At 57.1% G+C, this 13909-nt stretch carries 10 protein-coding genes; 3 read left to right on the top strand and 7 right to left on the bottom strand.

All coding sequences use genetic code 11. The annotated features are described in order from the left end of the window. Window positions 1-241 precede the first annotated feature (241 nt). From HYG82_RS42415 to HYG82_RS42395, 5 genes are all read right to left on the bottom strand, one after another. Window positions 242-1024: an IclR family transcriptional regulator gene (locus tag HYG82_RS42415; protein WP_235218160.1), complete on the bottom strand. Its 783-nt coding sequence runs from the start codon at window positions 1022-1024 to the stop codon at window positions 242-244. Between the two features lie 252 nt (window positions 1025-1276). Next, complete coding sequence (locus HYG82_RS42410) at window positions 1277-1615, bottom strand: AtuA-related protein (RefSeq protein ID WP_235218159.1); 339 nt, start codon at window positions 1613-1615, stop codon at window positions 1277-1279. After that, entirely contained in the window at window positions 1612-2958 is a 1347-nt protein-coding gene (locus HYG82_RS42405; RefSeq protein WP_235218158.1) for an acyclic terpene utilization AtuA family protein, read from the bottom strand. Before HYG82_RS42405 ends, HYG82_RS42410 begins: the two co-directional genes overlap by 4 nt. Then, a complete protein-coding gene (locus tag HYG82_RS42400) occupies window positions 2943-3749 on the bottom strand; it encodes an enoyl-CoA hydratase/isomerase family protein (protein WP_235218157.1) in 807 nt (268 codons plus the stop codon). The genes HYG82_RS42405 and HYG82_RS42400 overlap by 16 nt, the downstream gene beginning before the upstream one ends. 147 nt (window positions 3750-3896) lie before the next feature. Beyond that, window positions 3897-5120 (bottom strand): MFS transporter, encoded by a 1224-nt coding sequence (locus HYG82_RS42395; protein ID WP_284145053.1) that lies wholly within the window; start codon window positions 5118-5120, stop codon window positions 3897-3899. A gap of 232 nt (window positions 5121-5352) precedes the next feature. Between HYG82_RS42395 and HYG82_RS42390 the strand changes: the two genes are divergently transcribed. Then, complete coding sequence (locus HYG82_RS42390) at window positions 5353-6534, top strand: acyl-CoA dehydrogenase family protein (RefSeq protein WP_235218155.1); 1182 nt, start codon at window positions 5353-5355, stop codon at window positions 6532-6534. 7 nt (window positions 6535-6541) lie between these two features. Here HYG82_RS42390 and HYG82_RS42385 read toward each other — a convergent pair whose 3' ends face one another. Continuing rightward, window positions 6542-8134, bottom strand: a complete 1593-nt coding sequence (locus tag HYG82_RS42385) for an acyl-CoA carboxylase subunit beta (protein WP_235218154.1) — start codon at window positions 8132-8134, stop codon at window positions 6542-6544. Window positions 8135-8617: 483 nt separating this feature from the next. Between HYG82_RS42385 and HYG82_RS42380 the strand changes: the two genes are divergently transcribed. Then, window positions 8618-10336 carry an acyl-CoA carboxylase subunit beta gene (locus HYG82_RS42380; protein WP_235218153.1) on the top strand — a complete coding sequence of 573 codons (1719 nt, stop codon included), beginning with the start codon at window positions 8618-8620 and terminating at the stop codon, window positions 10334-10336. A gap of 86 nt (window positions 10337-10422) precedes the next feature. After that, window positions 10423-12114, top strand: a complete 1692-nt coding sequence (locus tag HYG82_RS42375) for an AMP-binding protein (protein WP_235218152.1) — start codon at window positions 10423-10425, stop codon at window positions 12112-12114. 72 nt (window positions 12115-12186) lie between these two features. Here HYG82_RS42375 and HYG82_RS42370 read toward each other — a convergent pair whose 3' ends face one another. After that, window positions 12187-13872 (bottom strand): acetate--CoA ligase, encoded by a 1686-nt coding sequence (locus tag HYG82_RS42370; protein ID WP_235218151.1) that lies wholly within the window; start codon window positions 13870-13872, stop codon window positions 12187-12189. Between the last annotated feature and the right edge of the window lie 37 nt (window positions 13873-13909).

Below are 13909 nucleotides of genomic sequence, written 5' to 3'. Positions count from 1 at the left end.
TAGGTCAGATCTGACTAGCCAGTAACAGGCGTTCAGTCGTCGAAGAGCAGGTCGTCTTGTGGAATACACCGTGATAATTGTCACTCACAGCGCGTGCAGAACCGCCGAGCGAAGAACATTCCCCATCATAGGTAGCATCTGAGTTTTCTTCCTGAGCATGCCAGATGATTCGACTCGTGGTAATGCCGGAATCGGTGCGGTATTTGACGGGTGAAAACGTTGGGTGGTGATGCTGGCCTAATTATCGTCTGCTGCTGAGCCGTAGATTGACCTCTGCCTTGTTTTTACACTGGCGGACGCGGTTTGCAATCTCTGTTTCGCGATTCGTGCCGGTCACTTCGGACGACGGAACAGCGACACTGATGGAGGCGAGGACACAGCCATCCTTGTTCCTGAACGGTACTCCGATGCCGACCAGGCCTGGGATTTTCTCTTCGCGATTGACGGAGTATCCGCGTTGGCGTGTCTTCTCTAGATCTTCGAACAATTTGTCCCGATCGGTAATCGTGTTCTCCGTTGGTGCGGGAAGCCCATGCTGGTCGAGGATGTCGGAAACTCTTTCCTCCGGTAAGTGCGCCAAGATGGCCTTCCCGGCTGCGGTGTAGTGGAGATGGTCGAATTCACCGGTAGTGAGCGACTGTTTCATTGCGTTTGGTCCCGAACTGACATACAGGCACACACCTTTCCCGCCTTCACTGACGAGCACCTGCGCTCTGACGTCCAAATCGTTAGCCAGTTCTTCGACCTCTCGAGACAGGATGTCGGAGAAGTCGTACCGTTGCCTCGCACTCTCACCGAGCTTTAGAAATTGGAGACTGAGATAGTACGTCTGTTCGTCCTTGGTCACGAACCCATCTCGGCGCAGTGTGTTTAGATGGGTGTGAATAGTCCCTTTGCTAACGTTCAGAAGATTGGCAAGTTCTGTCACACCCGCTCCGTTCTGGCTCTCTAGCGCGTTTATTATTTTCCCGGTTGTCTGGATTGCCTTGATCGACCGCGGTTCGTCCGGAGTCTTTTGTGACATATGCAAACAGCAACGTTTTATCGGCGATAAAGCTTTGGTAAGAGATACCAATATCCAGTAGAATTGTCTCTTTCAGGCCTGTGGCTATGTGGTATCCGGTAGGCCATTTGTGTTTCCCATCACTGTCTCACTCAGTCAACGAGAATTCCTTACAAATTAAATATGTAATTATTAATTTAGAAAATTGTAACTTGCGGTAGTTTCAGGATGTATTTTGGGATTCAAATCAGAATTTCGGGGGGTTAGAAACAATTATCCGTCGAATGTGGCGTACGGCTCAGTTATATCTACTCTCAATAGCATCGCAGCAAATGTTTTTCCTTGGACATCGGTTCGGAGCGATTCGCTGGCTCCGCCGTCCAGCGAGCCGTAGAGCACGAAGTTCAGGCCTCCGAGTTCGGGAAGTACAAACCGGTCGACTGAAGACGACTCCGGATGCTGCAAGAACGTTTCGAATACGTCGGCTACCAGTTCTTCGGTCAGGAAGGATCGGAGAAATGCGAAGTCATCGTCATCGTACGCGACAATGCCGATGTTAGCACAGTCACCCTTATCACCCGATCGACCGTGAGCGATGTCGGCGAGTTTCACGCCGACACGACCTCCGTTTCCGGATCGAATTCGGATTTCGGAACGAGTACGGGATGATACCGAAAAACCGGTCGTGGTTTCGGTCGACCTGGGGTGAGGGGCGCTGATGCCGGCGGTCCGCCGAGGCCGAGCGCGATGGTGCGCGAGGCGAACTCACGCGCGTCCTGGCGGGTCGGTGTCTCGATACTAACGCTGGCGACGACTTCCTCCGGGTTCGTCATTGCTGCCATTCCGTCGTGGAGTGCGTTCATCCCGATCCGTTCAGCTTCCATCCGGTGATATTCGATATCTGCCTTCTCAGGGATGTGTTTCATGTATTCGATGGCCCGTTGGGCTTTCTCTCCTGCATTCGGACTCGCATACACACGAGCGCCTCGGACTCTCCAGCCGTCCTTGTAATGGAGACTTGCTTTGTACGTATCAGTTGGCGGTTTGCCAGTTATGCCTGTCATACGTACTTGGTCGGGACCGACGTTTGCGAGTTCGACGTGCTGAAAATCTGCGGTTACGTCGGGACCGGTGTACGCCGCCGGATCGCCGACTTCGTACAGGAGCTGTTCTGCAATCGTCCCTCGCGTTACCTTGCCGCCGGTTCCGTCCGGCTTCGTGATTTCTGCCACCCCGTCGGGTTCGACAGCGACTACGGGAAAGCCGATAGTTTCGAAGTCCACGTCACGCCAATCGCCCATGTAATTACCGCCGGTCGCCTGGGCACCACACTCGATTACGTGACCAGCTATCATCCCCCTGGCCAACTCGTCGTGGTCTGCTGGCTCCCAGCCGTATTCGTGGATGAGTGGGCCCATGACGGTTGCTGCGTCGATTACGCGGCCAGTGACAACGACATCTGCACCGTCATCGAGTGCGCTGGCGATGGGGTAGGCACCGAAGTATGCGTTGGCGGCCGTGACGTCCGCATCACTGGGGAGCGGTTCATCGGTGATCATGTGACGGAGGTCGTCGAACGAGTCGATGTCGTCGCGGAAGTCGTCGTTCGAGACCGTTCCGATGCGTACCGAGAGGCCCTGCTCGGCTGCGATGTCGAGAATTGCATCACGACACGCAGACGGGTTAAGTCCGCCCGCGTTCGCGACTATTGTCACGTCATCGTCAAGCGCTGTCGGGAGGATGTCCGCCAGGAGGCGCGGAAAATCCCGAGCGTACCCCAACGACGGATCCGACTCCTGCTGGCGAGCCAGGACCGTCATCGTCACCTCGGCCAGGTAGTCGAACGTGAGATAGTCCAAGCCGGTACAGTTCTCGAGCATCGATTCGGGTGCGTCCGGGTTATCTCCCCAGAAACCGGATGCATTCGCGATTTTCACCGTCATCTGTTTGCCCATGCAGGATCGCGGTCGTCTCTGAACGCCTGGATCCCCTCGCGCGCCTCGTCGCTGACGACGAGCACTGCGAATGCGTCACGTAGATATTCAAGGGCGGCGTCGTAATCCATGTCACGTTGCGTGTAGAACGCCCGCTTTCCCATCTCAATAGCGACTGGGTTGTTGTTGGCGAGGGTCGACACGTACTCGCGAACTGCCGATTCGAAGTCACCACTTTCGAACAACTCGGTCACGAGGCCGATTTTCTCGGCTGTTGCGGCGTCGACGGGTTCGCCGGTGAACAGCATCTGGAGGCCTTTCCGAGTGTCGACCACTCGCATGATCGCGGCCATGGCCTGCATCGGAAATAGCCCGGTGTTCATCTCCGGCGTGCCGAAAGTCGCCTCCTCGTCGGCGACGACGAAGTCACACGACGACGCCAGACCGAGACCGCCAGCCAGACAGTACCCTTCGACGGCGGCGACTGTGAGCGCGCTCAAGTCGGCGAAGGCCGAAGCGAGGTCGGCCAGTGACAGATCTTGTTGATAGTCGGTCGCCTTTGTCTTCTCGCCCATCGAGTCGAGATCTCCGCCGGAGCAGAACGTACCGCCTGCTCCGCGGATCACGAGCACGCGCACTGGTGAGTCGTCGATCGCCCGGGCAGTGCGGAGCAGTCCCTCACGAATCTGCATCGATAACGCGTTGTGCGATTCGGGGCGATTGAGCGTCGCCCATACGACGTACCCGTCATCTGACTGCTCGACGCTGAGGTGGTCGTTGCCAGTTTCGATCGCGTTCGTCTCTTCGGTCATGTAGTTCGAGATGTTACTTCCATGTTAATGGTTGTCTATGCTCGGCTGTGGCGTTATATCGGAATGAGTGGGTAAAAAGGTTTAGCTCGCTTTCCATTTCCGCCGATTACGCGCGGATGTCTCGCGGGAAATGGCGAGGCGGCAGCCCTACTTTCGGCCGCCGGCGAGTTGGAGCGCTTCCGGCGTTATCCGCAGGTACAGCATCGAGAGGATGCCAAATGCTGGTCCAATGGCCAGCGGGGCGAACGCCCACTGCCACCCGACGACGTCGGCTACAATCGGTGTGAGTTGAATCGTCACAGTCGTGAGCAAGAACCCGATCGCAGTCTGGAACGTCAACGCCGAACCGACGTACCGTTTGTCCGTGAGTTCGGTGATGCAGACGGAAAACTGGGCAGAGTCGGCTACGATGGCGAAGCCCCAGATCAAGAGGAACGGGATGAGAACGAATACCGAACTGTGGAAGAGGAATCCTGCAGCGAGACAGGCTGTTCCGCTGATCGCCATGCTCGCGCTCGTGACCGCCGTCCGCCCTACCCTGTCGGCCGCCCATCCTGCGACGATGGCGCCGACACTGCCGACGGCGATTGTGGCGAACGCGAGAAACGACACGAATTGGGACGTCTTGTCGACGTTCCCGTTCGCGGCAAAGCTCGCCGTCAGATATGCAGGAATCCAGGTCCATACGGCGTACAACTCGAGCATATGGCCGAAATATCCACCGTTCGCGAGCATCGTTCCCCGCTCCTTGACGATCCGTCCAATGGCACGCGGGTCAAACGGTGCTGCGGGCGCCTGGTGCGGTCCCGATTCGAGGAGTAGTGCGAGCAACCCCCCAACGACTGCCATGGCTGCGGCGCCGTAGAGGACGACCTCCGGTCGCCCGACGCCGCCGAATCCCCTGAGGAAAAACGGGAGCGCAGAACCGAGTGTCAAAGATCCAATCAATACACTCACGGCAAATCCGCGTCTTTCCTGGAACCAGCCGGCCATGATCTTCATTCCAGGTGGATACACGCCTGCCAATGCCATTCCTGTGAGGAACCGGAGGATGATGGCCGGTACTGCGCTACTTACGAACCCAGCAATGATCACCGTGACGCCGGCTCCGAAGAACGCAGAACCGGCGAACAGATGTTGTGGTTTAAAGACGTCAGAGAGGGTGAAAAGGGTCGACAGAAGTGCTCCAACCACGAAACCCAGTTGGACGGCGATAGTGAGCCACGCGGTTTCGCCTGGGGTCAATTCCCACATAGCCGCCAGTTCTGGTGCCGCCGCCGTGGCGCTGAACCAGAGTGACATAGTCAGCAGTTCCGCCAAGGCGAGCACGAAGCTAACCTGTCGCCTGCTAGACAATTTTTGTACACTCATCAGGTGCCGCCAGCAAATTCAGTATGTCATGATATAACGCTTGTGTAAGTGGTCACAGGACAATCCGTCATCGGTGCGAAACTGGGTGGGATGAATCGAGTTCAGATGATCGGTGGCGGACACCGACGTTACGGCTGACGGTTCGTGGACGTGTTGGGGGCCGACTCCTGAATGATATTGTTTGACATGGAATTCGAAAATTATTTGTCCTTGATTTGCGGGGGTGTTCTATATGGAGGAAAACTTACGACAGAAAGTTGATGAGTGTGGGGAAGTGCTCAAAGAGCGCTCTGTTGCAGTCGATCAGGAAGGCGAATTCCCCGCGGAGAACTTCGAACTGCTCCACGAGAAGGGTTTGCTTGCCCTCGGAGGTGGAACGGACTACGGAGGATACGATGCCGGACCTGGCGGCGATTACCGTCTCTTTCTGGAGGTGTTAGAGGAGTTCGCGCGAGCCTGTGCGAACACTGCTCACAGTTTTGGTACGCACTCCGTCGCGCTGGCGACGATCAAAGAGATCGGGACCGAGGAGCAACATGCGTACTTCACGGAGCAGGTCGCCGAAAACGGAGACGTCTTCGGGTTCTATGCGACCGAACCCGAAGTGTTGAAGGAAGGGACCAGTTTCGCGGAGTTCGATACGACGGCTTCTCGCGTCGACGGCGGCTGGGAGGTCAACGGAGTCAAAGGGTTCGCGACGAACTCGACATACGCTAACTACCACATGGTTTACGCGATCGAGGAAGGCGGGGATATGTCCGATATCCGATTGCTCGTCGTCGAGGACGACGCCGATGGCCTCACCATCAAGGACACGTGGGACTCCATGGGACAGCGCGCGACCGCCAGTGGTCTCGCCGAGTTCGACGGCGTCTTCGTTCCAGACGACCACGCCATCGGCGGGCCAGGGGACATTTCCGCATACGCCCACATCCCGCAGTCGTTCGCACTGATCTTCGGTATGCTCATGACGGGTATCGCTCAATCGGCACTGGATTTCACAAAGTGGTACCTGGAGAACGAATCCAAGCCGCCAGCGAACTTGCCCTCACTGAGTCACGACGAACAGGTCCAGCTGAGAGTCGGCGACATGCGGAGCCAAATTGAAGCCGCGCGACAGCTGAACTACTGGGCCGGCGACCGCCTCGCAGCCTTCGAAGAGGATCCCGACCTCGGACAGGAAGCCTCCAAAGCCATCAAGATCGCGAAGGTGACGGCCGCAGACACGAGCGTCGAAGCCGCGACGCGGATGTTTCAGGTGTGTGGCGCACGGGCCACCAGTGAACGCTACCGCTCGGGGCAGATCCTCCGGAACGCTCGAACGCTTTCGCTCGAAGACATCGTCGACAAACAGAAAGGCGACATCGCGAAGATAGAGTTGGGTGTAGAGTCGGACGGCGGTCGATACGGATAACTCCCGATCAGATCGGTGTAACTCCGTGTTTTTTCGACGGCCAGCCATCGGGGTTCCGGGACGAAGATCTCGCTAAGACTCTCGAAACGACTTTTCGTGTTTCCCTCGGATCTAACACTTTGTCGACGCCGAAGTGCTCTGCAGCCCGAACCGGACCGGTCCGATCCGTGAACTTGTCAATGATCTCCTGTCGTTTCTGTTTGGGATCGTCGGCGGCTTCGATTTCGCGCCGGTAGGCCACGTCGACAGCACCGTCGATACCCATGACGGCGATCTCCGCCGACGGCCAGACTGCCCTGAGTTCGTTGTCAACAGTTTCGCCTCCGGCCATCGCAAAATACCCAAGTCCGTAGGCCCGGCGGATGGTCACATTAAGAATGGGAGTCGTCGCCCGGCTCAGTTCGTACAGGACCTTCGCACCGTGGCGGGCGATCGCCTCGCGTTCCGAGTCGAGACCGGGCATGAACCCAGGGGTGTCGGCCAGAAACACGATAGGAAGATCGAAGGCGTCACACAGACTGATAAACCGGGCTGTCTTGTGGGTGGCGTTGACGTCGAGTGATCCCGCGAGGAATCTCGGATTGTTCGCGACGATGCCGATAGGTTGGCCTTCGATGCGCGCAAAGCCGGTGACGATGTTTCGCGCGAAGTTTGGCTTCAATTCGTATAGCGAGTTTCTGTCGACGATCCCATCAAGGACGCCGTGAATGTCGTAGCCCTTCTTCGGGTTGGACGGCACGACGTCGATGAGCGCTTCAACGTCATCGGTGTAGGGTTGTTCGTACCCCTCGTCGACCGGCGGTTGGCCGTCAGCGTTTTTTGGGAAGTGCGATAGGAACGTGGTGATCGAATCGAGGCACGCTTCCTCGGTCTCGAAGGCGCGGTCGGCCATGCCAGTCTCGCGGGTGTGAAACTCGGCGTCGAAATCCTCGTACTCGACGTCGGTTCCGAGACCAGCGCGAATGAGCGGCGGGCCAACGATACCCATCGACCCGCGCTCTGAGTGCATGACCACGTAGTCTGCGAGCGCTGAGAAGTTCGTCGGCGCACCGAAGCCCGGGCCGAGGATGGCACAAACGATCGGCGCCCAGCCCGACAGTTTCGTGAGTCTATCGAAAATGCCGACGTTGTCACCCTGTGCGAATGCGCGGGAGTCGAGGCCTTCCTCGATCCGGCCACCCGTGCCTTCCATGAGCAGGATCACGGGGTGACCGTTGCGGACTGCGATATCGAGCACGCGCTGTATCTTCTTGTTGCCGGTGTTCCCGACAGACCCGCCTTTGACGGTGAAGTCGTTCGCTGCGATCGAGACTGGCGTTCCGTCGATCTCGCCGACCCCGGCGACCAGGCCGTCGGCGGGTGCGTCTTCTCGGGTCCAGTCGTACGTCTCGGGTGTGCTCGGCATCGGCGAAACCAGTTTCCCGACCTCCTCGAAACTGTTATCATCACAGAGATGATCAATGCGCTCCCGCGTCGTGAGTGCGCCAGATTCCCGGCGCTGTTCGACGGCTTCCGGCCGGTTGCCGTCGGATACTTCCGCTTTGAGCTGTTGGATTTCCTCAAGTTTCTGTTCGATACTCAACCGGTCGTCAGAATCCATAGTGGCGGTTTCACTTATGCAAGTTAAAATAGTTGTGAAAACCAGCCAACTGCTCATCGATTCAGGGTGTTCTCGCCAGATCTGGTTTCTGACCGACCATCACATAGTAGGATGTACAGTCCGTTTCTCATCGTTGTTCAACTCCAGTCGTGACCCGGACATCGAGATTTGATGCGTGAACGAAGGCACTGTTCGGAGGCAGTCCGAATGATGATCCAGCCCATCCCGACGCGTGACTGCCCGAATTCGTTCGTATCGTCGACTCTAACGACTGTCTTGAGTCAGATTTGACAGACGAGAAGCGACACTGAAGCCATCGATGGGGTCCGTGGTCATCTCTATGCGACTTGATCATCGCGTTCAGATACTGTCCGTGTTCTCGGAACCTTCGATATCCGATGTGGTCGCGTGCATCCGGCTAATCTGAACAATACCTGAGCAAACACCCAAAAGATAATAGTAAGCCCTGGAAATTGTGGCGGCATGGAAATCTCGATAGACGATACTGTGACATCTGACGAAGCGATAGCCATCGTCACGGCTGTCGCGAACCACTTCGGCCACTCTATCGAACTCGTTGATACGACGAGCGACGAAACGGTCGTAACAGCAGAGCCGGGTGACGACGGGCCAGCAGAGACGGGTGACGACGGGCCGACCGACGAGGAGATCCAGACGGAACGAGAGCGGCGGGTGGTCGAAGCGATCGACGACATTCTCACAGGTGGCCCCGAACGGGGCCACGAGAAGATCGAGCAGTTAGGGAAACTCTTCGTCAGGGAACGACTCGATCTGATCTTCGACGAGATCAATTGGGAGGATGGAACCTTCGCCAGATATGACTCAGACGACCGGCTTCCGGCAGATGGTATCGTCACGGGAAGCGGAACGATCGACGGCCGAACGGTGTTTTTTATCGCGAACGACTACACGGTGAAAGCCGGCACCCGGAGCACGATGAGCACCGAAAAACAGCTTCGCATCCAGGAACGAGCGGAAGAAGTCGGTGCTCCGATTCTGTTTCTGGTCGACAGCGCCGGTGCCAGGATTACCGATCAATCGGGGCTGTTCGCCGATCGTTACCGCGGCGGCAAGACGTTTTTCAACCAGGCCCGCTCCTCTGGGAACATCCCTCAGATCGGCGTCCTGTACGGTCCGTGCGTAGCCGGGGCCGCGTACACGCCCGTCTTCTGTGATTTCTTGATGATGGTCGACCAGATGTCTGCAATGTCAATTGCGAGTCCTCGCATGATCGAACAAGTTACTGGCGAGGAAACGACCTTGCAGAATCTAGGCGGACCGGACATACACGCGACCGAGTCGGGTAGCGTAGACCTCGTCGTCGACGACGAATTCGAAGCCGCAGATCGGATCAGGGATGTTATCTCGTACCTTCCGCAGAACCACACAGAACTGCCGCCGAAGACGTCACCATCCCAACCGTCGACGAACCCGTCACGGACGAATTCGGTTATCCCGGCCAACCCGAACACTCCCTACGACGTCCACGAACTCATCGATTGCGTCATCGACGACAATTCGTGGCTCGAATTCAAACCCACATTCGCTTCCGAACTAGTCACAGGATTCGGTCGCATCGACGGGCGGCCCGTCGGCGTGCTCGCTAATCAGCCTAACACGCGGAGCGGGGCGATCTATCCCGACTCGAGTGAGAAGGCAGCGGGTTTCATCTGGAAGTGCGACGCGTTCAACATACCACTGGTTTATCTGTGTGATACGCCCGGTTTCATGGTCGGGAGGCAAGTCGAATCCGAAGGGATCCTCCAGAAAGGACGGAAGTTCATCTACGCGACTTCGAACGCAACCGTGCCGAGGTTCTGTGTCGTCGTCAGAAAAGCCTACGGTGCCGGCATCTTTGCCATGAGCGGTCCGGCCTTCGAGCCTGACTCGACCATCGCCCTTCCGAGCGCCGAAATAGCAGTAATGGGGCCGAAAGCGGCAATTCACGCCGTCTACGCGAATCAAATCGAGGAGATCGACGATCCCAAGGAACGCCAACAGTTCATCGAGGACAAACGCGAGGAGTACAGACAAGATATTGATATTTTCAAACTGAGCTCCAAGATGGCTATCGATGAACTCATTCCCGCTGCGCGACTCCGCAAACAGTTGGCAGCCAGGCTGGAGACGTACGAAACGAAGCCGTCACCGGATCAGAAGCACGGCAGCATCCTGTTTTGACGGTCGGCGCCAGATGCTGTCGTCCCCACGCAGGGAAGCGAGACAACGCCCTTGATTTTATACCGGTTGAATTGGTATTGCATGCCATGACAGGTTCGGAGTATACATATGGCGTCTCGGCGGAGACTGTGGACTTTCCTGACGGCATCCCGGATGAACCAGACTACCCCCTCGGGAAGGTACCGGTCCATCAGTACCTCCGCCATCATGCCCGAAATCAACCGGACAGCGTGGCGATAAACTACTACGGGCGAGAAATATCCTATCGCGAGTGGGACAGGTTTTCGGATCGGCTTGCCACCCATCTGGCCGCACAGGGATACAGTGCTGGTGACGTCTTGCTCCTGTACCTGCCCAATTGTCCACAACTCTACATCGGCTACTATGCGGCGTACAAACTCGGAATGATCGCAGTCCCGTGTGATCCGCTCTCGAAGACCTATCGGCTCAAGTATCAGATCGAAGACACAGGTGCAAATGTCATCCTGGCGCACGATTCGCTCTCAGACGTGGTCGAATCAGTCGTTGATGAGGTGAGCATTCGTGACGTGATCTACACTCGTTACGAAACGTTTCTCCCCGACGAGCCCGCGGTTGACATTCACGAATCGATGTCGGCGGCGACCCAACAGGATCGCAAACCTACGGACGAACAAAATAGGTACCTCGCGTCGGTGTTCCAGACCACGCAGCCAGATCCGCCTGAGGTGGACGTATCGATGGATGATACGGCCACGCTGGTGTACACCGGCGGAACGACCGGGCTGCCCAAAGGCTGTGAACATACACACGAGACGATGCTGATCGAGTCGGTGAACATCGCCACTGTGTGGGAATTCAATGTCGACGATCGCCACCTCGCGACGCTCCCCATCTATCATATCGGCGGGAAGTGTCTGAGCCTCGATGCCGTCGTCATCCATGGTGGAACGGTCATCCTGATGACCCGCTACGATCCAGAGACGATGATGGCGCTGACCGAGGAATACCGGCCCACGCGAAATTACATGACGACATCCATCGTCAACGACATTCTCGATCATCCAGACCGCAACGAGTACGATCTTACATCCTTCAAGTACAGCGCGGCGGTGAGTTTCTCCGAGAAATTGACCGAACAGATCAGTGATGAGTGGACAGAACTCACCGGGTCCAGGGTACTCGAAGGCGGATACGGCTTTACCGAGGCGCACAACGGCGTCACATTCACGAACCGGATGGATATCGTCGAAGAAGGGTTCGTTGGCCTTCCGCATTACGGCGGCGAAATCGTCATCAGAGACCCCGAGACTGGGGAGGAACTTCCGCGTGGGGAAGAGGGCGAAATCATGTACCGCGGTCCATCGTTACTGAAGGGGTACTGGAACAATCCGGAGGCGACCGCTGACGCCCTCGAGGACGGCTGGTTCCTGACAGGTGACATCGGCTACCTCGACGACGACGGCTACCTCTACTACCTGGGTCGCCAGAAGAACCTTATCAAGTACAGCGGTTACCAGGTCGTCCCCGAGGAAGTGGAACTCGTCCTCCAGGACAACGAGCACGTCGAGAACTCCGCCGTCGCCGGGAAGACGCACCCGGAGAAGGGCGAAGAACCTGTTGCGTTCGTCGAACTATCCGACGAATCTGTCACCGAGGAGGAGATCATCGAGTGGGCGAAAGAGCGTCTGGCTCCGTACAAGCGGCCGCGGACCATCGCGTTCGTAGATGCCGTCCCAACGACCGAGATCGGCAAAACAGATCGGACGGCCATAGATGAGATGGCCGACGATGTGTAGTGTAGATGCCTCCCACAGCAATTTCAACCGACTCGATTCACGACTCGGACGAGAGGACCACGAACCGACGGACTACGCGTGTTCGCGGAGTTTCGCTCGCTTGATTTTCCCCGACGCCGTCATCGGCAGTTCGTCGACGAATTCGATATCACGTGGGTATTCATACTTCGCGAGACGGTCTTTCACGAACGATTTGAGTGACGATTTCACCTCGGTGCTCGGCTCCGTCTTGTCGGTGAGGACGATGAACGCTTTCGGAACGTGGCCACGTTCGTCGTCGGGGACGCCGACGACGCCGGCGTCGACGACGGCGTCGTGACTGGCGAGCGTATCCTCGATCTCTTCTGGACCGATTTTGTACCCGGAACTGATGATGATGTCGTCTTTCCGACTGTGGAAGTAGAAGTACCCGTCTTCGTCCTGCACCCCCAGGTCGCCTGTCAGGAACCAGCCGTTCTTGATGGTTGCCGATGTTTTCTCTGGTTTGTTCAAGTACTCTTTCATACAGACTGGATCTCCCTCGTACTGAATTGCAATCTCGCCGACGTCACCCCGATCGACGGTCGGTTTGGCGGTCTCTGGGTCCAGGATTCGGACGTTGTGGCCGGGCATCGGCACCCCCATACTGTCTTCTCGGACCTTGTCGAATGCCGCTGTTTCTGCGACGATGTTCTGTGCTTCGGTGAGTCCGTACCCGTTGTGGACGGCGATATCCTCATCGCCGCCGAACGTCATTTGGACCCAGTCGAGGATGCCCTCGCCGACGAGTTCACCGCCGACGATCATCGATCGGGTGCTAGTTAGATCCCACTGTTCGGTGGGATCGTCGATTTTGCGCATCATTCGGAGGGCGGTTGGCGCGAAAAACGCACCCGTTATCTGGTACTCCGACATCAGCGAGAAGGCGACTTCCGGGTCGAACGATCCACCGTTATACGCGAGAACTTTTCGACCGTAAATCAAGCCACCGAGCAGGGGATTCAGCAACGATCCGATCCATGCCCAGTCGGACGGCGTCCAGAATATGTCGTCGTCATGGAGCTCGCCGTTACAGAACACCAGTGAAAACCCGGTTAGCGCGCCAATAACGTAGCGGTGGGCGTGGACGACTCCTTTCGGATTCCCGGTAGTCCCGCTCGTGTAGACGATGAGTGCGTTGTCCTCCGCATCTGTCTCCGTTGTCTCGAACGTGGGAGCTGCCTCCTCGACCACGTTCCAGAAAGCCGTCTCGCCGTCGGTCGGGGTTACGTCGCCCACCGTGAGCGTAACTGATAGGTCGTCTAGCCCGGCTGCGACTTCGCGTAAGTTATCGATATTGTCTTCGTCCACGATACAGGCCGTGGCGTCGCAGTCGCTGAGCCGATATTCGAGGGCTTCAGGCCCAAATAGCGTACTCAGCGGAACTGATACCGCACCGATCTTCCACGTTGCGAGATGGCTGATGATCGTCTCGATCTGCTGAGAAGCGATAATCCCGACGCAGTCTCCCGTTTCGATACCTCGCTCGGTGAGAACGTTGGCCAGTCGATTTGCAGCATCCTCTAACTCTTTGTAGGTGTAGGTTGCCCGACTGCCGTCTGCGTCTTCGAGGTAGATTGCGTCTCGCTCGCCCTCGTCTGCGGCCCACCGGTCACAGGCGTACTCTGCGATGTTGAACTGATCCGGTATCTCCCATTCGAATTCATCGTGGAGGTGCTCGTAGTTTCGAAACTCTCTTTCGAAGAAATAGGGCTCGTCTCGGTTTACGATGTTAGACATGGCATCGTTTACAGTTGCGATGAATTACTAATAGAGT

The sequence above is a fragment of the Natrinema halophilum genome, assembly GCF_013402815.2.
GTDB classification, from domain to species: Archaea; Halobacteriota; Halobacteria; order Halobacteriales; family Natrialbaceae; genus Natrinema; species Natrinema halophilum.
The sequence above is the reverse complement of the archived record's forward strand: the minus strand, read 5'-3'. Positions and strand labels throughout refer to the sequence as shown.

Coding starts and splice junctions, on each gene's coding strand:
- HYG82_RS42395 (WP_284145053.1), bottom strand. CDS start 5,120: ATGAGTGTACAAAAATTGTCTAGCAGGCGACAGGTTAGCTTCGTGCTC.
- HYG82_RS42385 (WP_235218154.1), bottom strand. CDS start 8,134: ATGGATTCTGACGACCGGTTGAGTATCGAACAGAAACTTGAGGAAATC.
- HYG82_RS42380 (WP_235218153.1), top strand. CDS start 8,618: ATGGAAATCTCGATAGACGATACTGTGACATCTGACGAAGCGATAGCC.
- HYG82_RS42400 (WP_235218157.1), bottom strand. CDS start 3,749: ATGACCGAAGAGACGAACGCGATCGAAACTGGCAACGACCACCTCAGC.
- HYG82_RS42405 (WP_235218158.1), bottom strand. CDS start 2,958: ATGGGCAAACAGATGACGGTGAAAATCGCGAATGCATCCGGTTTCTGG.
- HYG82_RS42370 (WP_235218151.1), bottom strand. CDS start 13,872: ATGTCTAACATCGTAAACCGAGACGAGCCCTATTTCTTCGAAAGAGAG.
- HYG82_RS42375 (WP_235218152.1), top strand. CDS start 10,423: ATGACAGGTTCGGAGTATACATATGGCGTCTCGGCGGAGACTGTGGAC.
- HYG82_RS42390 (WP_235218155.1), top strand. CDS start 5,353: ATGGAGGAAAACTTACGACAGAAAGTTGATGAGTGTGGGGAAGTGCTC.
- HYG82_RS42415 (WP_235218160.1), bottom strand. CDS start 1,024: ATGTCACAAAAGACTCCGGACGAACCGCGGTCGATCAAGGCAATCCAG.